Origin of the sequence: Marinobacter lipolyticus SM19 (assembly GCF_000397065.2) — a bacterium.
GTDB classification, from domain to species: Bacteria; Pseudomonadota; Gammaproteobacteria; order Pseudomonadales; family Oleiphilaceae; genus Marinobacter; species Marinobacter lipolyticus.
The window spans coordinates 1192569-1218165 of the sequence record NZ_KE007306.1 but is presented as its reverse complement, the minus strand read 5'-3'; the positions used below and the strand labels follow the sequence as shown (position 1 = coordinate 1218165).

Annotated in this window: 24 protein-coding genes; 15 read left to right on the top strand and 9 right to left on the bottom strand. The window is 58.2% G+C overall.

All coding sequences use genetic code 11. The features are described 5' to 3' along the window. Positions 1-87 precede the first annotated feature (87 nt). From panP to MARLIPOL_RS05575, 4 genes are all read right to left on the bottom strand, one after another. Positions 88-1767, bottom strand: coding sequence for a pyridoxal-dependent aspartate 1-decarboxylase PanP (gene panP / locus MARLIPOL_RS05590; RefSeq protein WP_012137123.1), 1680 nt, complete (start codon positions 1765-1767; stop codon positions 88-90). 202 nt (positions 1768-1969) lie between these two features. Beyond that, positions 1970-2308 (bottom strand): DUF503 domain-containing protein, encoded by a 339-nt coding sequence (locus tag MARLIPOL_RS05585; protein ID WP_036190768.1) that lies wholly within the window; start codon positions 2306-2308, stop codon positions 1970-1972. Positions 2309-2504: 196 nt separating this feature from the next. Next, positions 2505-4208 carry an isovaleryl-CoA dehydrogenase gene (locus MARLIPOL_RS05580; protein WP_012137120.1) on the bottom strand — a complete coding sequence of 568 codons (1704 nt, stop codon included), beginning with the start codon at positions 4206-4208 and terminating at the stop codon, positions 2505-2507. A 1-nt stretch (position 4209) separates the two neighbouring features. Further along, on the bottom strand, positions 4210-4842 hold the full coding sequence (locus tag MARLIPOL_RS05575; protein WP_012137119.1) for a TetR/AcrR family transcriptional regulator: 633 nt from the start codon (positions 4840-4842) through the stop codon (positions 4210-4212). Between the two features lie 276 nt (positions 4843-5118). Between MARLIPOL_RS05575 and MARLIPOL_RS05570 the strand changes: the two genes are divergently transcribed. The 5 genes from MARLIPOL_RS05570 to MARLIPOL_RS05550 all read left to right on the top strand — a co-directional run bounded on the left by MARLIPOL_RS05570 (position 5119) and on the right by MARLIPOL_RS05550 (position 11218). Then, positions 5119-5340, top strand: coding sequence for a hypothetical protein (locus tag MARLIPOL_RS05570; protein WP_012137118.1), 222 nt, complete (start codon positions 5119-5121; stop codon positions 5338-5340). A 146-nt stretch (positions 5341-5486) separates the two neighbouring features. Further along, positions 5487-6515 carry a lipase secretion chaperone gene (locus tag MARLIPOL_RS05565; protein WP_012137117.1) on the top strand — a complete coding sequence of 343 codons (1029 nt, stop codon included), beginning with the start codon at positions 5487-5489 and terminating at the stop codon, positions 6513-6515. A gap of 163 nt (positions 6516-6678) precedes the next feature. Next, positions 6679-7692, top strand: coding sequence for a porphobilinogen synthase (hemB, locus tag MARLIPOL_RS05560; protein WP_012137116.1), 1014 nt, complete (start codon positions 6679-6681; stop codon positions 7690-7692). A 72-nt stretch (positions 7693-7764) separates the two neighbouring features. Then, positions 7765-9903, top strand: a complete 2139-nt coding sequence (gene ppk1 / locus MARLIPOL_RS05555; protein ID WP_012137115.1) for a polyphosphate kinase 1 — start codon at positions 7765-7767, stop codon at positions 9901-9903. A 25-nt stretch (positions 9904-9928) separates the two neighbouring features. Then, complete coding sequence (locus tag MARLIPOL_RS05550; protein WP_228677572.1) at positions 9929-11218, top strand: DUF945 family protein; 1290 nt, start codon at positions 9929-9931, stop codon at positions 11216-11218. Between the two features lie 37 nt (positions 11219-11255). On the opposite strand, the gene coaD is transcribed toward MARLIPOL_RS05550, so the two are convergent. The 4 genes from coaD to MARLIPOL_RS05530 all read right to left on the bottom strand — a co-directional run bounded on the left by coaD (position 11256) and on the right by MARLIPOL_RS05530 (position 15563). Further along, positions 11256-11738 (bottom strand): pantetheine-phosphate adenylyltransferase, encoded by a 483-nt coding sequence (gene coaD, locus MARLIPOL_RS05545; RefSeq protein ID WP_012137113.1) that lies wholly within the window; start codon positions 11736-11738, stop codon positions 11256-11258. 53 nt (positions 11739-11791) lie between these two features. Next, entirely contained in the window at positions 11792-13384 is a 1593-nt protein-coding gene (locus MARLIPOL_RS05540) for a GMC family oxidoreductase (protein ID WP_012137112.1), read from the bottom strand. Positions 13385-13415: 31 nt separating this feature from the next. Further along, positions 13416-14045 carry a hypothetical protein gene (locus MARLIPOL_RS05535; RefSeq protein WP_012137111.1) on the bottom strand — a complete coding sequence of 210 codons (630 nt, stop codon included), beginning with the start codon at positions 14043-14045 and terminating at the stop codon, positions 13416-13418. A gap of 72 nt (positions 14046-14117) precedes the next feature. Then, the gene (locus MARLIPOL_RS05530; protein ID WP_012137110.1) at positions 14118-15563 is read right to left on the bottom strand and encodes a coniferyl aldehyde dehydrogenase; all 1446 of its coding nucleotides are present in this window, start codon (positions 15561-15563) and stop codon (positions 14118-14120) included. A gap of 183 nt (positions 15564-15746) precedes the next feature. Here MARLIPOL_RS05530 and MARLIPOL_RS05525 point away from each other — a divergent pair, with 183 nt between their 5' ends. From MARLIPOL_RS05525 to MARLIPOL_RS05500, 6 genes are all read left to right on the top strand, one after another. After that, positions 15747-16448 (top strand): TetR/AcrR family transcriptional regulator, encoded by a 702-nt coding sequence (locus MARLIPOL_RS05525; protein ID WP_012137108.1) that lies wholly within the window; start codon positions 15747-15749, stop codon positions 16446-16448. A gap of 290 nt (positions 16449-16738) precedes the next feature. Further along, positions 16739-17749, top strand: a complete 1011-nt coding sequence (locus tag MARLIPOL_RS05520; protein WP_012137107.1) for a TRAP transporter substrate-binding protein — start codon at positions 16739-16741, stop codon at positions 17747-17749. Positions 17750-17813: 64 nt separating this feature from the next. Then, positions 17814-18344 carry a TRAP transporter small permease subunit gene (locus tag MARLIPOL_RS05515; protein WP_012137106.1) on the top strand — a complete coding sequence of 177 codons (531 nt, stop codon included), beginning with the start codon at positions 17814-17816 and terminating at the stop codon, positions 18342-18344. Then, positions 18344-19660, top strand: a complete 1317-nt coding sequence (locus MARLIPOL_RS05510; RefSeq protein ID WP_012137105.1) for a TRAP transporter large permease — start codon at positions 18344-18346, stop codon at positions 19658-19660. The genes MARLIPOL_RS05515 and MARLIPOL_RS05510 overlap by 1 nt, the downstream gene beginning before the upstream one ends. A gap of 1 nt (position 19661) precedes the next feature. After that, the gene (locus MARLIPOL_RS05505; RefSeq protein ID WP_012137104.1) at positions 19662-20180 is read left to right on the top strand and encodes a gluconokinase; all 519 of its coding nucleotides are present in this window, start codon (positions 19662-19664) and stop codon (positions 20178-20180) included. 56 nt (positions 20181-20236) lie between these two features. Continuing rightward, positions 20237-21235 (top strand): substrate-binding domain-containing protein, encoded by a 999-nt coding sequence (locus MARLIPOL_RS05500; RefSeq protein ID WP_012137103.1) that lies wholly within the window; start codon positions 20237-20239, stop codon positions 21233-21235. Position 21236: 1 nt separating this feature from the next. On the opposite strand, the gene yihA is transcribed toward MARLIPOL_RS05500, so the two are convergent. After that, complete coding sequence (gene yihA / locus MARLIPOL_RS05495; protein WP_012137102.1) at positions 21237-21890, bottom strand: ribosome biogenesis GTP-binding protein YihA/YsxC; 654 nt, start codon at positions 21888-21890, stop codon at positions 21237-21239. 175 nt (positions 21891-22065) lie between these two features. On the opposite strand from yihA, the gene MARLIPOL_RS05490 reads away from it, so the two are divergent. The 4 genes from MARLIPOL_RS05490 (at position 22066) to MARLIPOL_RS05475 (ending at position 25545) form a co-directional block, all read left to right on the top strand. Beyond that, positions 22066-22674, top strand: coding sequence for a c-type cytochrome (locus MARLIPOL_RS05490; RefSeq protein WP_012137101.1), 609 nt, complete (start codon positions 22066-22068; stop codon positions 22672-22674). A gap of 85 nt (positions 22675-22759) precedes the next feature. Beyond that, complete coding sequence (locus MARLIPOL_RS05485) at positions 22760-23776, top strand: sterol desaturase family protein (protein WP_012137100.1); 1017 nt, start codon at positions 22760-22762, stop codon at positions 23774-23776. Between the two features lie 225 nt (positions 23777-24001). Continuing rightward, positions 24002-24637 carry a thiol:disulfide interchange protein DsbA/DsbL gene (locus MARLIPOL_RS05480; RefSeq protein WP_012137099.1) on the top strand — a complete coding sequence of 212 codons (636 nt, stop codon included), beginning with the start codon at positions 24002-24004 and terminating at the stop codon, positions 24635-24637. A 47-nt stretch (positions 24638-24684) separates the two neighbouring features. Beyond that, positions 24685-25545, top strand: coding sequence for an endonuclease/exonuclease/phosphatase family protein (locus tag MARLIPOL_RS05475; protein WP_036190395.1), 861 nt, complete (start codon positions 24685-24687; stop codon positions 25543-25545). Positions 25546-25597: the final 52 nt, after the last annotated feature.

Below are 25597 nucleotides of genomic sequence, written 5' to 3'. Positions count from 1 at the left end.
TCCCTGTACGCTCCGCTCCGCCATCCATGGCTCCGCAGGGTTTTTGAAGCCGCCCCCGCACCGCTCACAGCAAGTCTGGGTGCAAACTCAGGCCTGCCGCGCATCCGGTTGATGCTGTTTAAGTACCGCGCTGGCCATCTGATGCAGGATGTTGATTTCGTCCTGTACCCCTTCCTCAGTAGTCGCAAGTTCCCGCTGCTCCGCCAGAATATCTTCCAGGATTTCCCGTGTGGTTAACGGGTTGGCCAGAACCACCCGGAAAACGATGCATGGATAGTGGAAGTACCGGGCCGGCTCCAGCCGGGTCCGGGAGACAAACGCCTTACCGCGTTCCCGCTGGGTTTTCTGGACGAACTTGGTGATGCGGTTCAGGCAGGCGTTCAGTTTTTCTGTCTGCAATTCATCTGCCAGCGCCAGTGCCTGTTGCACGTCCTCCGGGCAGTAGCGATAGGTCAGGATGTTCAGTTCGGGTTTGGTGATCAGCTCGAAATCCGGTTGGACGTTGATCAGGTCAGCGAAGGTCTGTGCCTTGTCGATGCCCTGGTCGATGAGGATTTCGTAGCCCTCTCGGGCGAGGATCTTCAGGCCCGAGTGGATCAGCATGGACATGCCCGGGCGTGAGCCTTCCAGGGTAGTGCTGCCGAGATCTCGTGAGCCTTTACGGATGATGTACTGGGCGTGGTGTTCAACGGCGCTGGCCAGGCTGGGGTCGCGGAATACCACCAGGCCAACGCCCATGGGGACGTAGAGCTGTTTGTGGGCGTCGAAGGTGACGGAATCGGCTTGTTCGATGCCGCGCAGCAGGGAACGATAGGTGCGCGAGAACAGCGTGGGCCCACCCCAGGCGGCGTCGACGTGGAAGTGGGCGCCGAATTCCCGGGCGATGTCGGCCATGGCATCCAACGGGTCGACGTTACCGGTTTCGGTGGTGCCGGCGATGCCGCAGATCGCCATGATCTTGATCTTTTGTTTTTGCAGCTCCAGGCACTTGTCCCGGAGGGCATCGGTCTGGATGCGGTTATCGTCGTCGGTATCCACCGGAATCAGGAATTCACGGCCCAGGCCGAGTACGTCGGCGGCTTTACGCAGGGAGTAGTGGCCTCGACGGGAAACCAGGATTGCTGCACCTTCGTAGCCATAGTAGCGCAGGGCCCGGAACAGGCCTTCCTGATGGATGCCACGGAAGCTGCCTTCGGCCGGGAACGCACGGTTGCGGGCCACCCACAGGGCGGTCAGGTTGGCGACGGTGCCGCCGGAACACATGGCGCCAAGGGCAAAGCGGGGATCGTGCATCCACTTGCGGTAGAAGGCGCCGTCCTGTTCGTAGACCAGGCGGTGGATCATGCCCAGGACCTGGCGCTCCATGGGGGTAAACGCCTTGGAGGTTTCGGTCTTCACCAGGTTTTGGTTCAGGGCAATCATGATCTTTGACAGCGGCAGCATGAAGTAAGGCAGTGCCGAGGTCATGTGTCCGATGAAGCTGGGGGAGGCGGTATGCACAGAGTTCGCCACCAGCTTGTCCAGCAGGAACTGGGCCTGCTCGGAAACAAACACGGGCTTTTCCGGAATGGCGTAGTCCGAGAAGTCTTTCTCCACCTCGGACAGATCCCGTTCCACGGCCACAATGTGTTCCTGCAGAAAGCCTGCAAGATTGCGGGAAATGTTCTGGTCGATCCGACTCAGGGTGGATTCCGGTGCCTCGGGCACCGTGAATACACGGTACATCGCCTCGACCGAGGCCTGGGCGGATTTTTTCTTTCCGGTCATACGAGCGCCACACACTGTCAAACGGTGGTCATCCGCCGGCTTGTTCCGGATGCCTGGCGGATACTTGATTCCGACGTTGGAAAATTGTCCTGCCCGGTATTAACCGGACGCTCTGGCCTCCCTTATGGCCTCCGAGCCTCTGAAAGGAGGCGTAGTATACGACCTGGTGAAATCTTGTGCCACACAGGCCGGGATAGGTGCCTCAGAGAATTTCCCGGTGTACGTCCAGTATGGCAGCATCTATCCGCTCCTGGATGGCTTTTTCAATCTGGTCCAGGCGCTGGGTGATTTGTTGGGTTGAGCTGCCGAGGGCGGCGATCGTCCAGGTGGCGCAGTCGAGGGCGTCCTGGTCGGCGGTTTCCGCGACGGCCAGATCCGGCTCCCGGCCCCATACGGCTTTCAGGGCGGTAAAGACTTTGCGTTTGGCCTTGAGGTCTTCACAGCCATAGAGCTGGAAGTGCAGGGTGAGTACGCCCACGTGAGGGGTGATCACCGGTGTCGGGCCAGATTGATTGAGCAGTTTTCTCAGAGCTTCAGACATATGTGATTCGGCTTTGGTGCAGGAACCGGCGGGGGATGGCTTTCCAAAACACGCTCCTTCGGCACATCCATGTGGCGCTTGGGCTCCGCCATCCATGGCTCCGCACAGTTTTGGAAAGCCATCCCCCGCCGGTTCGCCAACGGTTCTAGTGTAGTCCGCTAAATCGACCGCCGCGATAATCCGGCGATCATTAAGATTAGCCTACTACAGGCGTAGCCCGTTTGATAATGGCCGCGGCATCGGTGCCCGATGGCAGGTTGCCGTAGTTGAGGCCGCCGCCAGATTGAAGGCGGGAGGCACAGAACGCATCGGCTACTGCCGGGTCGGATCCGCGCAGCAGCAGGCTGGCCTGCATGGCCAGGGCCAGGCGGTCGACCAGGTTGCGGGCGCGGTACTGGAAGTCGCTGATGTCCTTGAAGTCGTTCTGCAGTTGGGCGACGAAATGGTCGAAGCGGGCGTCGGTGCCTTTGGCTTCGGCGACTTCTCGGAAAAATGCGTCGAGTGTTTCCGGTTCTTTCTGCAGGGCACGCAAGGTGTCGAGGCACTGGACGTTGCCGCTGCCTTCCCAGATGGCGTTTACCGGTGACTCTCTTAGAAGGCGGGGCATGATGCAGTCTTCCATGACGCCGCTGCCGCCGATGCATTCCATGGCTTCGTAGGCGTGGTTCGGGGTGCGTTTGCAGATCCAGTATTTGCCGACCGGTGTGGCCAGTCGTGCCAACAGGCGTTCGTGTTCCTGATGCTGGTTGTCCAGAGCGCGGGCGATGCGCATGGTGTAGGCCATGGCGGCTTCGCTTTCCAGCGCGAGATCGGCGAGGACGTTCTGCATCAGCGGTTGTTCGCTGAGACGCTGGCCGAAGGCGCTGCGGTGGCGGCAGTGGTGTGTGGCCTGTGCCAGGGCCTGGCGCATGCCGGCGGAGCTGCCGATCATGCAGTCGAAACGGGTCATGGCGACCATTTCGATGATGGTGGGTACGCCGCGGCCCTCTTCGCCAACCATCCAGGCCAGGGCGCCGCGAAGTTCCGCTTCGCTGGAGGCGTTGGCAACGTTACCCATCTTGTTCTTGAGGCGCTGGATTTGCCACGGATTCTTGCTGCCATCCGGACGCCAGCGTGGCATCAGGAAGCAGGACAGTCCGCTGGTTGTCTGGGCGAGTACCAGGAAGGCATCGCACATGGGGGCGGAGACAAACCATTTGTGGCCAACCAGTTCGTAGGCCTGTCCCGGGCCTTCGGTGCCTACCGGGTAGGCGCGTGTGCTGTTGGCGCGGACGTCGCTGCCGCCCTGTTTTTCGGTCATCGCCATGCCGATGGTTACGGACTGTTTCTGGCTATCGGGCAGGTTACGGGGGTCGTACCGGTTGGCGAGAATGCGATCTTCCCAGAGGGCGGCGAGTTCTGGCTGCTTGCGGATGGACGGGATCGCCGCAAAGGTCATGGTGATGGGGCAGCAGTGTGCCGCTTCCACCTGGGAGTGCATATAATATTTGGCCGCCCGCGCAACGTGGGCGCCCTGGCCGGGGTGAGTCCAGGGGCTGCTGTGCAGGCCGTGTTCCATGGCAATGGACATCAACTGGTGATAAGCCGGGTGGAAGTCCACCTGATCAATGCGGTGGCCGAAGCGGTCATGGGTGTTAAAAACCGGCTTGTTTTCGTTGGCGCGGAAGCCCAGCTCAATGGTTTCCCGACTACCGGCCAGCGCGCCAAAGGCCATGAGATCGTCAGCGGCTGCATTGCCACCCTCGCGTTCTACCGCTTCCCTGAGAGCCGTGTCCTGGTCGAACAGATTGTAGTCTTCCAGGGCCGGGGGCTGATTGACCACGTCGTGGGTCACGGCCAGATAGCGATCTTCCGGTCCAGTTGCGTTGATGGCCGTTGCTGCAGGCTGACGGGCGTTCATGTTACCTCCTGGTACCGGTCAGCCCCTGTATGCAAAAGCGTAGGATGGAGTTGACCAGTGGCTCGTAGTTGTCGTTTATCGGTTCGGCCTGGCTAGCCGCCTGGGCCGGGGACAAAGGGCCGACCAGGCTTTCGGCGATAGCGCCTACCAGACATGTGCTGCTCTGGCGCGCGTCCTGTTCGGGAATGCATCCCTCTTCAATGCCTTCGCTGATGGCCTTTTCGAACAGCTCGGCGTAGGCCTGTCGGTAGGCCAGTCGCTCCTCCTCCACTTTCGGGTCAACCGGTTCTGCAATCAATGACCAGGCCATAACGGGCCCCCGCAGGGCGCGTTCGGCAAACTGGCGCAAGGCTGCCTCAAGCCGTACGGTGGCATCGCCCTGGGTGGACAGCGCTTCCGCGACCTTGTCGACCTCCCTTTGGGTTGCCAGCCGGAAAATTTCCGCAAACAGGTCTTCCTTGGACTCGAAATGGCGGTAGATTGTTCCTGTCGCAACGCCTGCCATCGCCGCAATGGTAGTGACCCTGGCGCTGTGAAAGCCGCTTTTCGCTACGCATTGATAGGCACAACTGACAATGCGCTGACGAGCCTCCGCCTTGCGCATGCGCATCTTTTCCGTTTCCCGGTAGGCCATATTGGCTCCTCTTAAACAGTGAATCATTATTCATTTCTTGTGTCAACCAACTGAGAGTCGGTTAATGTTTTATTATTCCGTTAAAAATCAGTTAATTGTAATAAGTTACAAAAAGTTACAAAAAATCCTTTGCCTGTAAATGGCGTTGTCAGAAAAAGCGGATTATAAAGACGCCAAGGCACACTGATCGGTCGGTTGTTGCCGAGGTGGAGCGGCCCTCCCCATGCCGGGTCAGGTGCGCTCGTAGTTTTGTTTTCGTTGATGGAGGTAAAGGTCATGAGTGATTTCGACGAAAGCAACGTGGAGCCATCCGGAAGCTGGAGCAGCGACAGTGAGGACAACCACTCTGTTGCCGGTCGTGCCCGGGTGCGTGCACAGTTACAGGCGGATATTGAGGCGTTCCTGAGCCAGGGTGGGGAGATCCAGGAAGTGGACACATCGTTCCGTTCCGATTCTTCCCGCAAGGTGGATGTCGGCTTCAATAACCGATCCCTCTGATCGTCCGGACCCACAGCTACTGGTTGTGGGTCTGTTTTTGAACGCTGTCTCAGCGTGTCTTCAACCATTGCTCTATTCTGGGTCCTTTCAGTATCAGCCGTGCTTGTAAATGGCTGGGCGATAACTCCAACAAGAAGCTGTACATTATGAAAGCTCTCTCCTGGCTGGCAACGGCTTTGCTGTTGATCATAGCAGCCACAGTCATCTTTGCACTTGCATATCCCCGACCCGGGATTGACCCGGAGCCGACTCTGCCAGGCAGCAACCAACGGGCCGATCACTTGTCTGGGGCCTCCGGTTCGGACAATGTCGGTCGACCTTCACAGTGGATTGGTCAGACGAACACAGCAGTGGTCCCCGAAGCCCTGCCGGCCTCCCTGAGTGGAACGTCCGCTCCGTCAGGCTGGGCCAGGGTGGATCGCAATGGCAATTTGATACCAACACCATCGTTGCGTCAGTTATTTGAATACTACCTGTCGGCGCTGGGGGAGGAGCCCCTGCGGCAACTGGTTGCGCGCATTGAACAGGAACTGGGCAGGTTGGTTGAGCCGGCGCACTCGGAGGCCCTGAATATTCTTGGAAATTACCTGGATTACAAGCTGGCGCTGGGCGATCTCGAGGCATCCTACGGCCAGGGGCCGGTGAATAACCTGAGGGAGACTGAGCGCCGTATGCAGGAAATTCAGGCGTTACGGCGGGCCTGGCTGGATGCTGATACCGCCGAGGCGTTCTTTGCCAGAGAGGAAGCTGTGGATCGCTTCCAGTTGGAGCAGCGCCGTATCGCCGGCGATGACACCTTGACGGAGGAACAGCGCGCACAGGCCTTGGTTGCGGCGGAGCAGGCCCTGCCGGGGCCGCTGCTCCGGGCGCGTGAGGATACTCGGCGTTTTGCTGAGTATGAGCTCGCGCGACAGAACCTGGCAGATAACCCCGAAGCCCTGAGGGCCTGGCGCGAGGAGGCCTTTGGCGTCAAGATTTCGCAACAGCTGGCGGAAGTGGAGGCACGGCAACAGGCTTGGGACCAGCGCTGGCAGGCCTACCGTCAGGAGCGTCAGGCGCTGGAGCGTGCCGGTCTGGCGGAGCCCGAGAGAGAAGCCGCCATCAAGGATTTGAGGGGGCGCTATTTCAGTGGTCCGGACCGGGTACGGGCCAGGGCTCTGGATTCCCTGCAGTAACCTTGTTGTCATACCATTTTGGTAAACTTCTGCAATCCATGGAAAAAGGGCCCAACCGGAGCCTGCTCCTGGTAGTGCGGGCGTGTATGATGAGGTGACGGACCAACCGGGTTGTCCGGTCGGTGTGTGATTTGTGTCCTACTCGCCACCCAGGAGGTGCTTCGTGCGTTCAACAAGTCGTGTATTCCCTGCTACTCGCCTACGTCGTAATCGGGCGGATGATTTTTCCAGACGCCTGGTGCGAGAGCATCGGTTAAGTGTTGATAACCTGATATACCCGGTGTTCGTGTTGGAAGGTGAAGGTCAAAGGGAACCGGTACCGTCGATGCCGGGCGTTGAGCGTCTGAGTATTGATCTGCTGGTGGAGCAGGCGGCAGAGTTGGTTGAGCTTGGTATTCCCGCTGTTGCACTGTTTCCTGTTGTTCCGGCTGAGCAAAAGAACTCTTCGGGTTCAGGTGCCTGGAACTCAGATGGTCTGGCTCAGCGTGCGGTTCGGGCGCTGAAAAAAGCACATCCCGGGTTGGGGGTAATCACTGACGTGGCGCTGGACCCGTTCACCACCCATGGGCAGGACGGTATTGTTGATAATGACGGTTATGTCCTCAACGACGTGACCATTGAAGCGCTGGTCAATCAGGCGCTGTCCCATGCCGACGCGGGGGCGGATATTGTTGCGCCATCGGACATGATGGATGGTCGCGTTGCGGCAATCCGGAATGCCCTGGAGTCGGCGGGTTATGTAAATACCCGCATTCTGGCCTACTCTGCCAAGTATGCTTCTGCCTATTACGGCCCCTTCCGGGATGCCGTCGGGTCGGCGGCCAATCTTGGCAAGGGCGACAAAGGGACCTACCAGATGGATCCGGCCAACAGTGATGAGGCACTTCAAGAAGTGTCGATGGATCTGGCGGAAGGTGCCGACATGGTGATGATCAAACCGGGCATGCCGTACCTGGATATCGTCCATCGCGTCAAACACGAACTGCAGGTGCCAACGTTTGTGTACCAGGTCAGTGGGGAGTACGCCATGCACATGGCCGCGGCAGAAAACGGCTGGCTGGATGGCGATGCGGTGATGATGGAAAGCCTGATGGCCATGCGTCGTGCCGGTGCAGATGCCATCCTGACGTATTTTGCGGTCAGGGCGGCGCGTCTGTTGAAGCAGGCGCACGGGTAACGCTGACGAATGAATCATGGGCTCCGGAATCCCACTGGAGGGAGGAGCCCATCAAGCTGGAATCGATGAGTTATGAGTGGTGGATCTGTTGAAAACCTGAGTGACGCTGAGGTACCGAGCGTTCCGGCCCCGGTTGAAGTACCGAGTGCCGCGCCGGACGTTGACCTGGGTGCTGCTGAAAACTTCTTTAACCGGGAGCTCAGCCAGCTGCAGTTCAATTACCGGGTGCTCAAGCAGGCGCTGGATACCACTCATCCACTGATCAATCGCCTGATTTATTGCTGCATTTTCAGCAGCAACATGGACGAATTCTTCGAAATCCGGGTCGCCGGTCTGCGCCAGCAGATGAAGTATGGCCGGGAGACCGTCAATTCCGATGGCATGATGCCCGAACAGGCCCTGGCAGAAATCAGCCGTGTGGCCCATGAATACATTAGTGAACAGTACGACATTCTCAATAACGTACTGATTCCGGAAATGGAGCAGGAGAATATCCATTTTGTCAGGCGTCGGGAGTGGACTCCGGCCCAGGCGGAATGGGTGCGCAGCTATTTCGAGGAAGAGATCCTGCCGGTAGTCAGCCCGATCGGGCTGGACCCGTCCCATCCTTTCCCGCGACTGGTCAACAAGAGCCTGAACTTCATTGTGGAACTGGACGGCAAGGATGCTTTCGGTCGCGAAACCGGCATGGCGATTGTGCCGGCACCGCGTTCCCTGCCAAGACTGGTGCGGCTGCCCGATGATGTCTGTGGCGGCGGCGATAATCTGGTGTTCCTGTCCTCGATGATCCACGCCCATGCCGATGAACTGTTCCCGGGCATGGAGGTCAAGGGATGCTATCAGTTCCGCCTGACCCGCAACGCCGACCTGGAGTTGGAGGACGATCTGGAAGATCTTGCTTCGGCGCTGCGTGGTGAACTGCTCAGTCGTCGCTTTGGTGATGGCGTGCGCCTTGAGGTGGCCGATAACTGCCCGGAGGAACTCGTCCACTTCCTGTTGCAGGAATTCAAACTCACCGAACGTGACCTCTACCAGGTTCATGGTCCGGTTAACCTGACCCGCTTGATGGCGGTCGGGGGGCTTGTGGATCGGCAGGACCTGACCTACTCCGGATTTTCGCCGTCCATTCCGCGACAGATCCGCAGCAAGGAATCCATGTTCGACGCCATTCGCAAGCGTCCGATCCTGCTACTGCATCCCTATCATAATTTCAGCCCGGTGATTGATCTGTTGCGGCAGGCGGCCAAGGACCCTCAGGTACTGGCCATCCGTCAGACCCTGTACCGCACCGGCGCCGACTCCGAGATCGTTGAGGCGCTGGCGGATGCCGCCCGGCGCGGGAAGGAAGTCACCGCGGTGATCGAATTGCGTGCCCGTTTCAGTGAAGCGGAAAACCTGGAACTGGCCAGCCGTCTGCAGGAAGCCGGGGTGATAGTGGTTTACGGGGTGGTGGGCTATAAAACCCACGCCAAGATGATCCTGATCGTGCGCCGGGAAGAGGGGCGGCTCCGGCGCTATGTCCATTTGGGAACAGGCAATTACCACGCTGGCAATGCCCGCCTATACACGGACTACAGCTTTATGACCTGCGATGAATCCATTGGTGATGACGTCAATAAGCTGTTCCAGCAACTGACCGGCATGGGCAAGGCGCTGAAGATCAAGAAGCTGTTCCATGCCCCGTTTACTCTCCATAGCAGCTTGCTGAGCCTGACTGATCGGGAGGCGGGTTTTGGTCAGAACGGGAGGATCATTTTCAAGCTCAATGCCCTTACCGAGCCACAGCTGATCAAGGCATTGTACCGGGCGTCCCAGGCCGGGGTGAAAATCGACCTGATCATTCGTGGCGTATGTTGCCTGCGGCCAGGAGTACCCGGACTATCCGAGAATATCCAGGTCCGGTCCATTATTGGTCGCTTTCTGGAGCATACCCGAGTCTATTACTTCGGCAATAACGGTCGTCCAGACGTCTATTGCTCCAGTGCCGATGGTATGGAACGCAATTTGTTAAGCCGTGTGGAGACGGCATTTCCCATCGAAGATCCCAGCCTGATTGCCCGGGTGCGAGAGGATCTGGACACTTATCTGGCCGATAACTGTCAGGCCTGGGTCTTGCAGCCGGATGGCAGTTACCTACAGAATCAACCGGCAGAAGGGGAAGATCGACTGGCATCTCAGCTGGTTTTGCTGGAGCGTCTGACCGGACAATAATGAGCAGTTTGTTGCGGAGAAAACAGTGAAAAAGACATGGATGATGGTTGGTGGCGTTGTATTGGTGGTTGGCGCAGTGGCTCCCTGGGGTGTGGGCCTGGTTACCGAGACCCAGTGGCAGGAGGTGACCACGGAAGTCAATTCGGCGCAGCCGTTTGTACGGCTGGAGACCCGGGATTATCGTCGTGGTTATCTCAGCGCCCGTTTTGAGGGCACGGTGACGTTTGAAGATCCCGCCAGTGAAGACGTTCACCAGATAGAGTACGAAGCGAGAGTCTCCCACGGAATCACCGGCAGTTTGCTGGATTTTGCTCCGATCTCCGGCGTGCCTGCAGAGGCCGCTGACCTTTTCCCGGATGAAAAGCCGAGGCTGACCCTGGAAACCCGGCTCTGGGGGACCGCCATTGCTGAGTTGACGGTGCCTGCTATGTCAGTCACCAACGACAACACCGGGGAATCCCTGAACATGTCCGGCGGATTTGGTCGGATCGATATCGGTAGCAACGGGACCGAGGCAGATATTGTGATGGTGTGGCCGGGAATGATGCTCGACACACCGGACCTGCAGGTTCAGCTGAAGGACTTCCAGCTTGATCAGACGTTGCACTACCTGCGTGGCGAAGTCTGGACCGGCGAGGGAGAGGCCGGCCTTCAGTCTATGGAACTGGCGTCTGGGGACCAGGCTCCGCTGCGGATGGAAGGGTTCAGGATGGTCAGCAAGACCTGGCCAACGGACAATGACCGCCGGGTGAATTCTGAAACCGTAGCCACCCTGGATTCGCTGACCTCAGACGGTGAAAGCTTCGGGCCCCAGCGAGTAGAGTTTGTGATGAACGGCCTGAATGTGGACAGCTGGAGTGAGCTGACCAGCGCGATGACGGACCTGCAGGTTGCTGCCCTGGATAATCAGGCTGGTTCGCCGGCTGCTTTTGAGCAGCAAATGGCCAGCATGAATCAGATCAGTGGCGCACTCCTGGACCTGGCAGCTGACGGAGTCAGTTTTGGCTTTCCGGATATCAGTCTGGTGACTCCGGAAGGTGAGGTGAACGGAGAACTTATGGTTGAGCACCCGACCTTGTCGGATGAGGAGCGCTCACAGATGCTGATGGTCATGCAGCGACTGACCGGGCATATGAAGTTGAGCCTGCCTCTGGCTCTTGCCGAGAATCACCCGGACCTGATGATGCAATTGGCGCCGTTGATCAAGGAAGGGATGATGACCCGGAACGGTGATCGTCTGGCCATGTCCGCGCAGCTGAAGGACCTGGCGGTCGACGTCAATGGCACGGTGATACCGTTGCCGCCTCTATTCTGAGGCGGTAACGCGTTGGCCATCATCTGCGCCAATCACCTCAGGATAGATTGAACTTCTCTTTCAGAGCGGCCTCAACGGCGGGATCGACGAACTCCGACACATCTCCGCCCAAAGACGCAATTTCGCGGATCAGCGTGGAAGAAATATAGGACAGGTGGTTCGCTGGTGTCAGGAACACGCTCTCCACTTCCGGTGCCAGGCGGCGATTCATGTCAGCCAGCTGGAATTCGTACTCAAAATCCGAGACCGCGCGCAGGCCCCGCAGGATCACTGTTGCCTTCTGCTCCCGCACGAAATCCGCCAGCAGATTGCTGAAACCGGTGACACTGACGTTGGGGATGTGGGCGGTGGCCTTTCTGACGAGTTCGCAGCGTTCCTCCAGATCCAGCAGCGGCTGCTTCTTCGGATTGTAGGCGATCGCAACGACAATCTCGTCGAACATGCGGCCAGCGCGCTCAATCAGGTCGGTGTGGCCATTGGTGATAGGGTCAAAGGTGCCCGGGTAGATAACTTTAGGCATGCACTGCTCCTCGGTTCAGAAGCCCATAGCATACCCGGGCACTTACTGCTTTGTCAGCCTTTGAGCTTGCCGGCCAGCCGCACGCTGTTCCTGGCTGCCAGGGTATACACCGACAGCTGGGGGTTGGCGCCGATGCTGGTAGGGAAGATCGAAGCATCATGAATGCTCAGGTTGCTGACGTGGTGGTGTTCACCGAAACCGTTAACCACCGACTGTCGCGGGTCTTCTCCCATGCCACAGCCACCCATCTGGTGGGCGGTGAACAGCCGCACGCGATGCAGCTCCATGGGCAGCTCGTCGATAGCGGCCCTGGCCTCTGACCAGCTGTTGAGCCAGGGGGAATCCAGGTGCATCAGGCGGACCTGCTCGGCGCCGGCGGCAAACTGGATTTCCGCCATGGTATGGAAAGCCCGGCGCAAGCCGTCCCAGAGGTAGTCGGTTACCGGATAGTCGAGCACCGGGCTGCCGTCGTCCCGCAGACTGACGGTTCCACCGGGACTGTCCGGATGGAAGCCATCTCTCACCAGAGCAATCACGGACTGCATCCAGGGCAATTGCTTGAGGTTGTCCCGTTGTTCTGCGCCGTGGCCGGGTACCACTCCGCTGGACATCGCCGGGTGCAGTGGAGGAACTTCCAGCTTGTAGCCTGCCGGGCCATCGACGCCCTCACGGAAGTTGAACTCGTCAGAGTAAATCGACTGAGGGGCTCCGTAAAACGGATCGACTTTCTCCGGCATACGCGCAACGGTGGCGTTCACCGGATGGATGAACGAGCGCTTGCCAATGCGATTGTGGGGGTCGGGAATGTCTGAGCGCAGCAACAGGCCGGGGGAGCCAATGGCGCTGGCCGCAACCACGAAGTGCCGGGCTTTCAGGTGGACCTTCACGCCGGAGGGCGTCACGGTATCCGCGGACATTGCTGAAGCCACGAGGTGATCGATCCGGTCCTGTTTCATGACCAGCTTGTCGGCGCGAAGGCCGTGGAATAACCGGGCATCGTGATCCAGTGCGCCCGGGATGGTCGTGGTCAGCGCGCCTTGTTTGGCGTTGGTGGGGCAACCTACACCGCAGTACCCCAGGTTCCAGCACCCTTTTACATTGCGGGGGATCACCTTCCAGGAATAGCCCAGTTGGTCGCAGCCCTGGCGCAGTATATCGTTGTTAAGGTTGGGGTCAGTCAACCAGGGGGAAACCGTATGCCGCTCTTCACGGCCATCGAACCAGGGTTTCATTGCCTCTGGCCGGAGATTCTCAAGGCCGAAGTTGTCTGCCCAGTAGTTCAGGGTGGGCTCCGGGGTGCGGAAGCTGGAAGTCCAGTTCACGGTGGTTGATCCACCGACGCAGCGTCCCTGGAGAATGGCAATGGCTCCGTCTTTGGTGACCCGGCTCATGCCCTCCTGGTACAGCGAGGCATAGGCCGTCAGTTCGTCCATCTTGAAATCTTTCTGGTAATACAGCCGCCCTTCCTCCACAAGGATGACGGACAGTCCGGCGCGGGCCAGGATTTCGGCGGTCGTACCGCCGCCGGCGCCGGTACCGATAATCACCACATCTGCTTCATGGGTCTGGTTGTCGGTCAGGGTGCTGGCGTCTGTGACTTTCCAGCCGGCCTCTAGGCCCTTGGCAATGCGATCGGTTAACGACATGGAAATCTCCGGTAATCAGCGAGCGACGGGGTCAGGCGTTGTTAAACTGGGGCAGGGCGTTCATGGCCCATTCCGGCGGCCCGGGGTAGCCCGACAGGTGCCAGTGCTCGGGGTGGCCGTAAAATGCCACGTTGCTGATTTTGGTCAGGGCGATGTAGCCATTGTTAAACAGGCCAATGCCGCTGGTGCGCCAGCGTTCCAGAAAGGCGTCTGCCTCTGATGTGGTGACATTGGGCCAGCTGGACCAGACACGGGCAACGGTGACCCGGGTCAGGCCGAAGTTGAGCAGATCAAACAGTTTGCGCAACTCTTTCTGATTGGCCGGGCCGAACCGGACCATGCCCTGGTCGATCCGCTCGATGGTGCCGGCAATCGCCTGTCGCCTTGGCTCCGGCTCTTCGGTCAAAGCCGGCCCTACAATGGCTGGTAACAGTGCCCGGAACAGCTCAATGTCATCGTGAGTGAGAAACTGAAATTGATAGCCGTCATCGACCTGGGTCTCGGCGGCATTCAGGCGACCCGCCGGTGCGGTTGCGCAGCCACTGAGGCCCGCGGTGACACTGACGGTACCAAGAAACAGTGTGCCGCCGAGGCCGGCACGCAGAAAGCTGCGTCGGTCCATGGCGGAAAAGGGTTTCTGGTCGTGGGGTGGGTGGGACATGCCGGGACCCTCTTATTGTTGTCGTTGGCAAAGGTCATACCGGGCCAGCGAGTCCGCCGGCCCGGAGGTGGATCAGCGGATAAACAGTTTATAGATCATCTTATGGGCCGCAGTGCCGTGAGGTGCGTAAACGTATTTGCCGCTGTTGAATTTCTGTTTGCTGAAGATGGCGCGGTGATGGGACAGCGTCAGGAAGCCTTCCTTGCCGTGGTAATGCCCCATGCCGGAATCACCGATACCACCGAATGGCAGGTCGTCCTGGGCGACGTGCATAAGGGCGTCGTTGATGCACATGCCGCCTGAGTGGGTGTTGTCCACCACCTGTTGCTGCATGGAGCGATCGTAGCCAAAGAAATACAGGGCCAGCGGACGCGGGCGATCGTTGATGTAGTGGATCGCCTCTTCCAGACCGCCGTAGCCGACGATGGGCAGAATCGGACCGAAAATCTCGTCCTGCATGACCTTCATTTCCGGCGTGGTCTTCAGCACCAGGGTCAGGGGAATTTTGCGGGTGCCGTCCTTCAGGTTTTCCCGGGCTGGGTTGAGTTCGACGATCTCAGCGCCTTTTTCGCGGGCGTCTTCCAGATAGCCCTGTAGCCGTTCGTACTGTCGCTCATTGATGATGGCGGTGTAGTCGTCATTATCCCGCAGGCTGGGGTACATTTCGGAAAAGCGCGCGCGGAATTCGTCGACAAAGGCCTGGACCCGATCCGCGGGGCAGAGTACGTAATCCGGCGCCACACAGGTTTGGCCAGCATTAAAGGCCTTGCCGAAAGCAATGCGCTGGGCAGCGTCCTCCATGGGGACATCGGAGGAGACAATTGCAGGGGACTTGCCACCCAGTTCCAGGGTAACCGGCGTCAGGTTCTCCGACGCTGCCCGCATCACCAGTTTGCCCACGGAGGTGGAGCCGGTGAACAGCAGGTGGTCAAAGGGGCGGCTGGAAAAGTCCGCGGCGACATCCGCCTCACCGGTGATCACCGATACCAGATCCCCCGGGAAGGTGGCCTCAATGATTTCCTTGAACAGTGCCGAGGTGTGCGGGGTGAATTCCGACATCTTGATCATGGTGCGGTTACCGGCTGCCAGTGAGGCAACCAGTGGTCCGACGGCCAGATACAGCGGGTAGTTCCAGGGCACGATAACGCCAACCACGCCCTTGGGCTGGTAGTGCACCTTGTTGCTGGCGGGTTGGAACAACACGGAGACATGGCGTTTCGAGGGCTTCATCCAGCCACCCAGGTTTTTCAGGGTGTAGTTGATGCCCTGAATGGACGGCATGATTTCAGCGATCAGCGATTCGTCTTTTGAACGGCAACTGAAATCCCGGTCGATAGCGTCAGTCAGCTTGTCCTGGTTGCTCAGCAGCGCCCGTTTCAGTCGCTTCAGGTTTTCCTGGCGCTCGGTCAGTGAGGGCATCGAGTTGTTACGGAATGCCTTTTTCTGATCTTCGAAAACGCGATGTGTGTGCTGGATCTGCTTCTTGCTTTCAGTGAGCTGGACGACGCTGGCTCCCATGGTACTCTCCCCTCGGGCTGCCGGATGCATGCCGGGTGCCCTGTTGTTGTAGATATAGTGGCGAAAAAATGCTCAATTTGCGCTTGAAGGTATTATTAGAGTATATACTCTAGGGAGTCAAGGAAAGCCGAATGGCGGATCAGGCCATCCGCCGGTCACACAACAACAAAGCTTGCTGAACCTATGAAAACCAGAGACAAGATCCTGTTATCCAGCCTGGAGTTGTTCAATGAGAGGGGTGAACGGAACGTCACCACCAATCACATCGCTGCCCATCTGGCCATTTCTCCGGGTAACCTCTATTACCATTTTCGCAACAAGTCGGACATCATTTACGAGATCTTCCTGGAGTACGAAAAGCTGGTGGATTATTACCTGGATATTCCAGAGGATCGGCCGCTGACCCTGGATGACATGATGTTTTATCTTGAATCCGTCTTTGATGGACTCTGGAGTTATCGGTTTTTTCATCGTGATCTGGAGCACCTGCTGGATGGTGACCGGCGATTACGCCAGGACTACCGGGAATTCACCGATCGTTGTCTGGATGCCATCAGCCGGATCTTCGAAAAGATGGCGGAAGCAGGCATTATCGAGCCCCAATCGGACGAGTTGCGTTCGGCCATGTCGCTGAACGTCTGGCTGGTTATCACCAACTGGATGGCGTTCCTTAAGACAGCCCACGCCAGCGAAGAATCCGCCAACCTCACGTTAACGGAACTCAAGCAGGGGATCTATCAGGTGCTGACCCTGGAAGTTCCCTATCTAACGGCGGCTTATCGGGAGAGAGTGCTTGTGCTGAGAGAGAAGTACCGCCCACAACTGCCGGAAGCCCGTGAGGCCGAATTGCCGGTGGGAAAAACGGTTGGGTGGAATGCGATTTGATTAATTTTTGATCGATCCTGGAACTTTCGGAATAGTCTCATGTCACAACTATGACGCTGGGGATCCGGACATCCTTGGCGTCACCCTGAGTGAGTTCTCAGGTTTTAGCACGTCGCAAACCCTGACGTTTCACCGGTCTGTCTGATGGCAGGCCGGTTTTTTATTCCTGCCTCCGGTTTCTCTCCCCTGTTTCTCTCCGACACATCCTTGTCAGCGCTTTTCAAATCCAATAAACTCGCCAATGTTACCGGTAACATATGCCGGCACAAAAACAATCAGGAGATTCCAATATGTTTCCGACAAGACACGCTGTTGGCCTGTTTCTGGCCACGCTTGCGTTTAATGCCTTCGCCGCCGATTTCACCTTCAAGTTCCAGTCTTCAGACCCTGCTGGTGTCAAAAATTTCGAGATTCAACAGGCTTGGGCCGACCGTGTGGAAGCCATGACCGGTGGCCGGGTTGAGATCGATTTGCTGCCGGTTGGCAGTATCGTCAGCCACACTGAAACCCTCGGAGCAATGAAAATGGGGGTATTGGATGGCCACATTTCGGTCACCGGTTATTTTTCCGGTAAGGACCCGGCGTTCGGACTGATTGGTAATACCGTGGGTGCCTGGTCCAGCCCTGATCAGCTCATCGACTACATTAATTACGGCGGCGGTTACGAGTTGATGAATGAGCTGTATGAACCGTACGGCGTCAAGTTTGTTGGAGGTGGCGGCACCGGCCTTGAGTCGTTTGTGTCGAAAAAGCCGCTTGACGGGGTGGAAGATCTCAAGGGGCTGAAGATGCGTGCGCCCGAAGGGCTGGTGCAGTCGGTCTTTGCCGCCGCCGGTGCGTCGCCGGTCAACCTTCCTGGTTCCGAGGTTTATACCGCATTGAGCAAGGGCGTGATTGATGCGGCCGACTACACGGTGTTCTCAACCAATCATGAGGCCGGCCTGAACGACATTGCCTCACATCCCGTCAATCCGGGGTTTCACTCGCTGCCCCTACTGGAAATTGCCATGGGTCTCAAGGCGTGGGAAAAGCTGCCGGAAGACATCCAGGTCATCATGACGGTGTCCGCCAGGGACTTTGCGCAGGACATCAGCACGCAACTGGCGATGGCTGATCGGGAGGCCGTCAATGAGGCCCGTGCCAATCCGGAGATTACCATCCACGACTGGTCCGCCGAGGAGCGCCGCAAATTCCGCACGATTGCCCGCGATCAATGGAAAGTCTACGCAGAGCAGTCTCCCAATGCCGGCAAAGTGTACCAGTCAGTCACCGCATACCTGGAGTCCCAGGGCCTTCTCTGAGTAGCAGGTTCCCTCGATATCAGCCTCCGGGTGCCCTGGCGGGACCCGGAGCGAGGAGTTCATTATGTCCGTTGAAAATAACGAAGATGTGGGATTCACCTGGCTGGACAGGGCCATCGTCTGGCTGGGCAAGAAGCTGAGCCTGGTGTTTGCAGTGATCGTTCTGGTGTCTTTTTACGAGATCATTCGCCGCTATGCATTTGATGCGCCGACACTCTGGGTACACGAAACCGTGACCTTCGCTGGCGCCACGCTGTTTGTCCTTGGTGGGCTGTATGCCCTGGCCACCGATCGGCATGTCCGCATTGTACTGGTCTATGACGCGGTTTCGCCCAGTGCCCAGCGCTGGTTGCGGGTGGTCCATCACCTGCTGGGGCTTGCCTTTTGCGGCATGCTGCTGTTTGCGAGCTGGTCGATGGCGACAGAAGCGGTGCTGGCCCCTTGGGGAGACTGGCGCCTTGAGACATCTGGCTCAGCCTGGAATCCGCCGTTCCCCGCGTTCCTGAAAGTGATCATTCTGGTGGCTGTTGCTGTCATGACCCTTCAGTTTCTGTTGCACCTGGTGCGCGATCTCCGTGGCAAGGGAGACCTCTGATGTTTGAACTGGCTTCCCTCGGCATCGGTTATGGCAGTCTGTTGATGCTGGCCATGCTGATAGTGCTGCTGCTCACCGGCATGCAGCTGGCCTTCGCCACGGGTCTGGTGGCCCTGGTCTTCGCCCTGGGCTGGTTTGGCCCGGATGCGTTGCCCATCGTCAGCAGTCGCCTTTACAGCTTCATTGGTAACTATGTGTTCCTGGCGGTGCCGATGTTCGTGTTGATGGCCTCGTTGCTGGACCATTCCGGCATTGCCCGTGATCTGTTCGACGCGATGGCTCGCCTGGGGCGTAAGCTTCGTGGCGGCGTGGCCATACAGACGCTGGTGGTGGCGGTGATCCTGGCCTCCATGTCTGGCGTTATTGGTGGCGAGACGGTGTTGCTGGGTATCCTGGCGCTGCCGCAAATGCTGCGCCTGGGCTATGACCGCAAACTGGCCATTGGCACCACCTGTGCCGGTGGGGCACTCGGCACCATGTTGCCGCCCAGTATCGTGCTGATCATATATGGGCTGACGGCCAATGTGTCCATTGGCGACCTGTTTAAAGGGGCTTTCGCGCCCGCATTGTTGCTGGCCCTGCTTTATATGGGCTACGTCCTGATCCGCGTCTGGCTGAAGCCGGAGATGGCCCCTTTGCCTTCGGATCAGGATGCGCCCGAGACCCCGGCACCGAATTTCTTCAAGGCGTTGTTGTTTCCGCTGATGTCGGTCGTGGTGGTGCTGGGTAGTATTTACGGCGGCGTGGCTTCGGTCACCGAGGCGTCGGCCCTGGGCGTCATGGGGATTGCCATCAGTACCTGGATTCGTGGTGAGTTGTCGCTGGCCATGGTGAGTAAGGCTACCGTCAGCACGTTGCGGGTCTGCGGCATGATTATCTGGATCGGGATTGGTGCAACCGCGTTGGTCGGTGTTTACAACCTCATGGGGGGGATCGATTTCGTCCGCGACATGGTCTTCGCCGTCAGTGGCGGGCATGGTCTGACCACCATCCTGTTCATGATGTTGATTCTGCTCATCCTTGGCATGTTCCTGGACTGGGTGGGTGTCGCGCTGCTGACCATGCCGATCTTCGTGCCCATCGTGACGGAGCTGGGGTACAGCCCGATCTGGTTCGGGGTAGTGTTCTGCATGAACATGCAAGTGTCTTTCCTGTCGCCTCCTTTTGGGCCGGCGGCCTTCTACCTCAAGACTGTGACTCCGAAGGACATTACCCTGGGTGAGATATTTCGGGCCCTGCTGCCGTTTATCGCGCTCCAGGTCGTGGCTCTGGGACTGCTGATCGCGTTCCCCCAGCTGGCGCTATGGTGGCAGTGATATGACGGCGTTCAAAGTGATCGTAATGGGGGTGTCCGGGTGCGGTAAGAGCCTCACCGGCACCATGCTTGCCAGCGAGTTGGGGGTGCGGTTTTACGATGCGGACGATTATCACAGTCCTGCCAATGTAGAAAAGATGGCGGCGGGAATTCCGCTGACCGACGAGGACCGGCGGGGCTGGCTGGATGATCTCGCGGAGCTGATCCGGCGGGAGGAGGGTGGCCTGGTGCTGGCCTGCTCGGCGCTGAAGCGTTGCTACCGGGCGCGCCTGCTGGACTGCAATCCAGAGGCACGTTTCGTCTACCTCAAGGGGGATTTTGAAACCATCTGGGCCCGGCATTCCAGACGAACGGACCACTACTTTAATGGTCGCGCCATGCTGGAGAGCCAGTTTCAATTGCTGGAAGAGCCGGCCTCTGACGAAAACGCGATTGTCGTGGATGTGTCGGGAACGCCGGGGCAGATCATCACGCAGTGCGTTACCGGGCTTGGCCTGAGGGGAGGGGGTGGCCGGAACTGATTTCGTGGCTTGCTCGCGGGTATGATAGACAGCTTTAACCATGACTGGAGTCGTAGATGGTAAAGAACAGGCGTCCCACATTGCAGGATATTGCCGATCGGGTCGGAGCGACCAAGATGACCGTCAGCCGGTGTCTGCGGGGCGCGGATAACGTTTCTGAGCCCATGCGGGAGCGAATCTTTGCCGAGGCCGAAGCGCTGGGTTATATCCCCAACCGCGCTCCGGATCTGCTTTCCAAGTCCACCAGCCATGCAATCGGTGTCTTGTTGCCGTCACTGACCAACCAGGTTTTTGCGGATGTCATCAAGGGGTTGGAGTCGGTCACCGAGCCGGCTGGATATCACCTGATGCTGGCGCACTACGGATACAGTCCCGAAATTGAGGAACGCAGTCTGTCCTCGCTGCTGTCCTATAACGTGGATGGCGTCATCCTGTCCGAGAGTCAGCATACCGAGCGTACACTAAGGATGCTGCAAACCGCCGGAGTGCCGACGGTGGAAATCATGGACACGCACACGGCACCGTTTGAGCAGGCCGTGGGATTCGACAATGTCAGTGCGGCCTACGATATGGTGCGTGAAATGATCCGTCTCGGACGCCGGCGGGTGGTCTATCTCGCGGTTCGGCTGGATGCCCGCACGTTACAGCGCCAGGAAGGCTACTGTCGGGCCATGGAGGAGGAGGGTCTGACTCCGATAACGCTCCGCAGTGAGCAACGTTCGTCCTTCAGTGTGGGCGCCACCCTGATGGCGCAGATTCTGGAGGAGAATCCGGACACCGATGGCATCTTCTGCACGAATGACGACGTTGCCATCGGGGCGTTTTTCGAGTGTCAGCGTCGGGGCATTCCCGTGCCCCAGCGAATTGCCATCGCCGGCTTTCATGGCCACGATGTGGGTCGTGTTATGGTTCCGCCACTGGCAAGTGTAATCACGCCACGGGAGCAGGTAGGGCAACGAGCCGCTGAAGAGCTGATTGCGCGCCTGGGTGGCGCTGCTATCAGCGATCAGCGAATTGACCTGGGATACCGGATTGAGCGGGGCGGAACTCTCTGAATTAGCCCATCATTTCGTCTGTGGCATCGTCGCTGCCAGCTTCCAGCCATGCGGTCAGCGCGTCACGACATTCATCGACCCCTCGCTTTGACGTTGCCGAGAACATGATCAGGTGCTCAACGCACTGGAACTCTTTCAGCTTGCCAGCGATGCCCAGCATGGCCGTCTTGGCCTGCCCGAATTTCAGTTTGTCGGCCTTGGTGGCCAGAATCATCAGCGGCAGGTTGTTATGTTCACACCATTCCACCATCATCTGGTCGAAATCGGTCAGCGGGTGACGGATGTCCATGACCAGCACCAGGCCCCGCAGGCAGCGGCGGTCGTTGAGGTAGTGCCCCAGATGTTTTTGCCAGTCATCCTTCATATCCCGGGAGACTTTGGCATAGCCGTAGCCCGGCAGGTCCACCAGGCGGCAGTTTTCGCGATTCAGTGTGAAAAAGTTGATCAGGCGGGTGCGACCGGGCGTCTTACTGGTGCGCGCCAGTTTGCCGTGGGCGGTAATGGAATTGATCGCGCTGGATTTGCCGGCGTTGGAGCGTCCCGCAAACGCGACTTCCGCACCGGAATCCGGTGGGCACTCTTCCAGCCGCGATGCACTGATCAGGAATCGGGCGCTGTTGAATGAGATCGATTTTTGAGTCAGATCAGATGACACGGTGGTTGGGCTTCCTATTGGATTTCAGTTATCGGGGATTAATGTATAATGCTACACCAATTCCGGGCAGCACGCTGAGCGATGCTGCTGAACAGCCCCGGTTTTGTGCCTGTCTGGGCCAGTGCCTGCCGGCTGCATAACGAAGAATACTTTGGATGAGAGAAGCGGAGCGAGCATGAAAAAACTGATCGCAGGAGTTGTTCTCGGTGTTGGCCTCACAGCGATGGCACACGGGGCTGGAGATCCTGAAGCAGGCAAGGAAAACGCAGCCGTATGTGCCGGTTGCCACGGTCAAGGCGGTGCCAAGCCGGTAATGGCTGCTTACCCCAAGCTGTCCGGCCTGGGTGAGAAATACCTGTACCAGCAGTTGTCGGCCATTAAGAGCGGTGATCGCCAGATTGCAGAAATGACCGGGTTGCTGAACGATAAATCCGACCAGGATCTGAAGGATCTGGCCGCCTACTTCAACGACCAGGCTATGGTGGTTAATCAGGCAGATCCGGAGCTCATCGAGCAGGGGCAGGCGTTGTATCGTGGTGGTAACCTGGCCTCAGGCGTGCCGGCCTGTTCCGGTTGCCACAACCCTCAAGGTAAGGGCAACGAGCCAGCAGGCTTCCCGCGTCTCGGTGGCCAGCAAGCTGCCTACATTGAGAAGCAGCTGAAAGCCTACCGGGATGGTGAGCGCAGCGGTACGACAAACGCGTCCATCATGATGGATGTTGCTACCAAACTGACCGACTCGGAAATCGAGGCGGTGGCCAATTATGTTTCCGGCCTGAACTGATCCGTCTTCGGACACAAAAAACCGGTTTCCATGTCCTGGAAGCCGGTTTTTTTATTTCCGTCAATTCTCTCCCTGGGCCTAGCGAATGGACCTGTTGTTTGGACTGTTGAACTTCCTTGATGCTACGGTCATCGAGCCTGTGACCGATAAGTTCTTCGGCATCTTTGATCTCAATGGTCGCTTTGGTTTGGCCTTCCTGATTATTTCCTACCTTGTGGCCTGGGGGGTGTACCGTCACCGACTCCGGACAGGTGTCACCCAGGCGTCCAGTTACTGGCAGTTCCTCGGTGGCAGTCGGGTCCACTTCCACCGTTCCGCGTTGTTGGACTACCAGTATTACTTCCTGCGAGCGGTGCTTAAGGTGTTATTCGTGGTGCCTGTCGTGGGCATTGTCGATCCCTACATTTTCAGTTCGGGCGACTGGATGGCATTCATGACCAATCTCTGGGGTGAGCGGCCCCGCTTGGGAGAGGATATGGGGCTGATGGTAATTTACGGTCTGGGTGTGTTTCTGGTGGGGGGCTTTGCCCACTATTGGGTGCACCGGGCGTTCCACTCCAGGTGGTTGTGGGAGTTTCACAAGGTGCACCATTCCGCCCCGGTACTGGTACCGGCGACGGCAAGCCGCATCCACTTCGTGGAGAAGATCGGGGGGCGGTTGGCGTACCTGACCCTGATGGGTCTCTACGCCGGTACCTTTTACTACTTGTGTGGCGGCGAAGTCAGCAGGTATACCCTGTTCGGAGTCACCTACCTGGTGTTCATCTTCAATGCCCTGGCCGCCAACCTGCGCCATACCCATGTCTGGTTGTCCTTTGGGCCGCGCGTTGAGCGCTGGATCAACAGCCCGGCGCAGCACCAGATCCACCACAGTGACAATCCACGGCATTTTAACAAGAACTTCGGAACCAACCTGTCGATCTGGGACCGAATGTTCGGCACCCTTTACGTCACCACGCCGGAACCGGAAAATATCACCTTCGGGATCGGCGAAGCCGAGAACCGCAAGTACCAGAGCCTGGGCAGTCTGGTGTTCATGCCCTTCGTGGTGATCTTCCGTCGTTGGATTGGGCGGTTGGGAGTTCGTCGGGTCGCCGATTAGGGGTGGGTAGGAATTTCCAAAACGGAGAAGCGTGGCTTCTTTGAATGTTTTGGAAATTCCTACCCACCCCTAAACGGCTACCATCTTTGGTAATTGCCGTCTGAGAAGCATGGGTTGGTTTGTCGTTATTGCCTTTCCTGTCTTTAATTCGGCGGCGGTGGAACTTTTTGCGTACGCTGGGTCATAATCAGTTCCAGAATGAATTAACAAAACCGGAGACAGTCGATGTTTAGAAGTCTGAGTACTGCAGTCACCTTTCTGGCGGCCTTCGCCATAACTGGCCAGGTCAATGCAGCCGAATGGCAGGAGGGCACTCACTATCGGGAGCTGAGTTCTCCGGTCCGTACCGACAGCAGCGAGACTATCGAAGTGGCAGAGGTGTTCTGGTATGGCTGCCCCCATTGTTACGCGTTCAAGCCGTTGGTAGAAGCCTGGGCTGAGGATCGCCCGGATGACGTTGACTATGTTCAGATTCCCGCTGCTCTGGGCAAATCCTGGGAGCCGCACGCCAGGGCGTTCTTCGCGCTGGAGGCGATGGGTGAGCGGGACAAGGTTCACGATGCCCTGTTCGATGCCCTGGCCGGAGAGCGGCGGCCGCTGAATTCCGGAGAGGCGCTGGCGGAATTTGTCAGTGGTTATGGTGTGGACGGCGAGCAGTTCCTTGAGAACTACAACAGCTTTGGGGTCAACATGCGAATGCAGAAAGCCCAGGCTAAAATCCGCGGCGCGCGTATCACCGGTACACCGACTATGCTTGTTAATGGTAAGTACACGGTCAGTGCCTCTATGGCGGGTGGCCATGAGGCTGTACTGGAGGTCGTTGACTATCTGGTCGAGAAAGAGCGCGGCTCCGCAGAGTAAGCAGGCTTTGTCTCGGGGTGTGTGCCACAGTCGGGTGAGCCGGTAACATGTACAGACACATTCGCAAGCAGCTGGATGGGTTTCTCCGACCGACCGGAGAGCCCAGGGGGCGTTGTTCCGGAAGTGAGCATGTGCCCGAGTTTGAACCTCACCGGCACATCCGGCTGCTGACTTTCAATATACAGGTCGGTATCAATACCTCCTCCTACCGTCATTACCTGACTCGAAGCTGGCAGCATTTCCTGCCGCATCGCAATCGCATCGGGAACCTGGATCGCATTGCTACCCTGTTGCGGAATTACGACGTGGTAGCGTTGCAGGAATGTGATGGTGGCAGTCTGAGGAGTGGCTACATCAATCAGGTTCAGTATCTGGCAGAAGCGGCTGGTATTCCGTACTGGTACCAGCAGCTGAATCGGAACCTCGGGCAGATCGCCCAGCACAGTAACGGTTTGTTGAGCCGGTATCGGCCGCTGGATGTCACCGAGCACCGGTTGCCGGGGCTGATTCCGGGGCGCGGTGCGATTATTGCCCGTTACGGTTCGGAGGATGATCCGCTGGTGCTGGTGATGATGCACCTGTCACTGAGTCGGGCGGCACAGCAGCGACAGTTGGGATACATTCGGGAGTTGATCGGTGATTACCAGCATGTGGTGTTGATGGGGGATATGAATAATCATGCGGAGGAATTGCTGACGCAGACACCACTGAGGGAAACCGATCTGATTCCACTACCGGATACTGCCCACAGCTTTCCGAGCTGGAGGCCAGAGAAAGCTCTGGATCATATCCTGGTGAGTCCCAGCCTGGAAATCCGCCGCTCTGAGGTGGTCAGCTACCCAATGTCGGATCACTTGCCCATTGCCATGGATGTCGCGCTGCCGAAGGGCTATCTTGAGTCCTTCTGAGGTGATTTTCGGGCAATAAAAAAACCCGGCACATGGCCGGGTTTTTCAGGTT

Bases quoted from the DNA above. Each gene is read 5' to 3' on its own strand.
- panP (WP_012137123.1), bottom strand. From the start codon at position 1,767: ATGACCGGAAAGAAAAAATCCGCCCAGGCCTCGGTCGAGGCGATGTAC.
- MARLIPOL_RS05585 (WP_036190768.1), bottom strand. From the start codon at position 2,308: ATGTCTGAAGCTCTGAGAAAACTGCTCAATCAATCTGGCCCGACACCG.
- MARLIPOL_RS05580 (WP_012137120.1), bottom strand. From the start codon at position 4,208: ATGAACGCCCGTCAGCCTGCAGCAACGGCCATCAACGCAACTGGACCG.
- MARLIPOL_RS05575 (WP_012137119.1), bottom strand. From the start codon at position 4,842: ATGGCCTACCGGGAAACGGAAAAGATGCGCATGCGCAAGGCGGAGGCT.
- MARLIPOL_RS05570 (WP_012137118.1), top strand. From the start codon at position 5,119: ATGAGTGATTTCGACGAAAGCAACGTGGAGCCATCCGGAAGCTGGAGC.
- MARLIPOL_RS05565 (WP_012137117.1), top strand. From the start codon at position 5,487: ATGAAAGCTCTCTCCTGGCTGGCAACGGCTTTGCTGTTGATCATAGCA.
- ppk1 (WP_012137115.1), top strand. From the start codon at position 7,765: ATGAGTGGTGGATCTGTTGAAAACCTGAGTGACGCTGAGGTACCGAGC.
- coaD (WP_012137113.1), bottom strand. From the start codon at position 11,738: ATGCCTAAAGTTATCTACCCGGGCACCTTTGACCCTATCACCAATGGC.
- MARLIPOL_RS05540 (WP_012137112.1), bottom strand. From the start codon at position 13,384: ATGTCGTTAACCGATCGCATTGCCAAGGGCCTAGAGGCCGGCTGGAAA.
- MARLIPOL_RS05535 (WP_012137111.1), bottom strand. From the start codon at position 14,045: ATGTCCCACCCACCCCACGACCAGAAACCCTTTTCCGCCATGGACCGA.
- MARLIPOL_RS05530 (WP_012137110.1), bottom strand. From the start codon at position 15,563: ATGGGAGCCAGCGTCGTCCAGCTCACTGAAAGCAAGAAGCAGATCCAG.
- MARLIPOL_RS05525 (WP_012137108.1), top strand. From the start codon at position 15,747: ATGAAAACCAGAGACAAGATCCTGTTATCCAGCCTGGAGTTGTTCAAT.
- MARLIPOL_RS05520 (WP_012137107.1), top strand. From the start codon at position 16,739: ATGTTTCCGACAAGACACGCTGTTGGCCTGTTTCTGGCCACGCTTGCG.
- MARLIPOL_RS05515 (WP_012137106.1), top strand. From the start codon at position 17,814: ATGTCCGTTGAAAATAACGAAGATGTGGGATTCACCTGGCTGGACAGG.
- MARLIPOL_RS05510 (WP_012137105.1), top strand. From the start codon at position 18,344: ATGTTTGAACTGGCTTCCCTCGGCATCGGTTATGGCAGTCTGTTGATG.
- MARLIPOL_RS05505 (WP_012137104.1), top strand. From the start codon at position 19,662: ATGACGGCGTTCAAAGTGATCGTAATGGGGGTGTCCGGGTGCGGTAAG.
- MARLIPOL_RS05500 (WP_012137103.1), top strand. From the start codon at position 20,237: ATGGTAAAGAACAGGCGTCCCACATTGCAGGATATTGCCGATCGGGTC.
- MARLIPOL_RS05490 (WP_012137101.1), top strand. From the start codon at position 22,066: ATGAAAAAACTGATCGCAGGAGTTGTTCTCGGTGTTGGCCTCACAGCG.
- MARLIPOL_RS05485 (WP_012137100.1), top strand. From the start codon at position 22,760: ATGGACCTGTTGTTTGGACTGTTGAACTTCCTTGATGCTACGGTCATC.
- MARLIPOL_RS05480 (WP_012137099.1), top strand. From the start codon at position 24,002: ATGTTTAGAAGTCTGAGTACTGCAGTCACCTTTCTGGCGGCCTTCGCC.
- MARLIPOL_RS05475 (WP_036190395.1), top strand. From the start codon at position 24,685: ATGTACAGACACATTCGCAAGCAGCTGGATGGGTTTCTCCGACCGACC.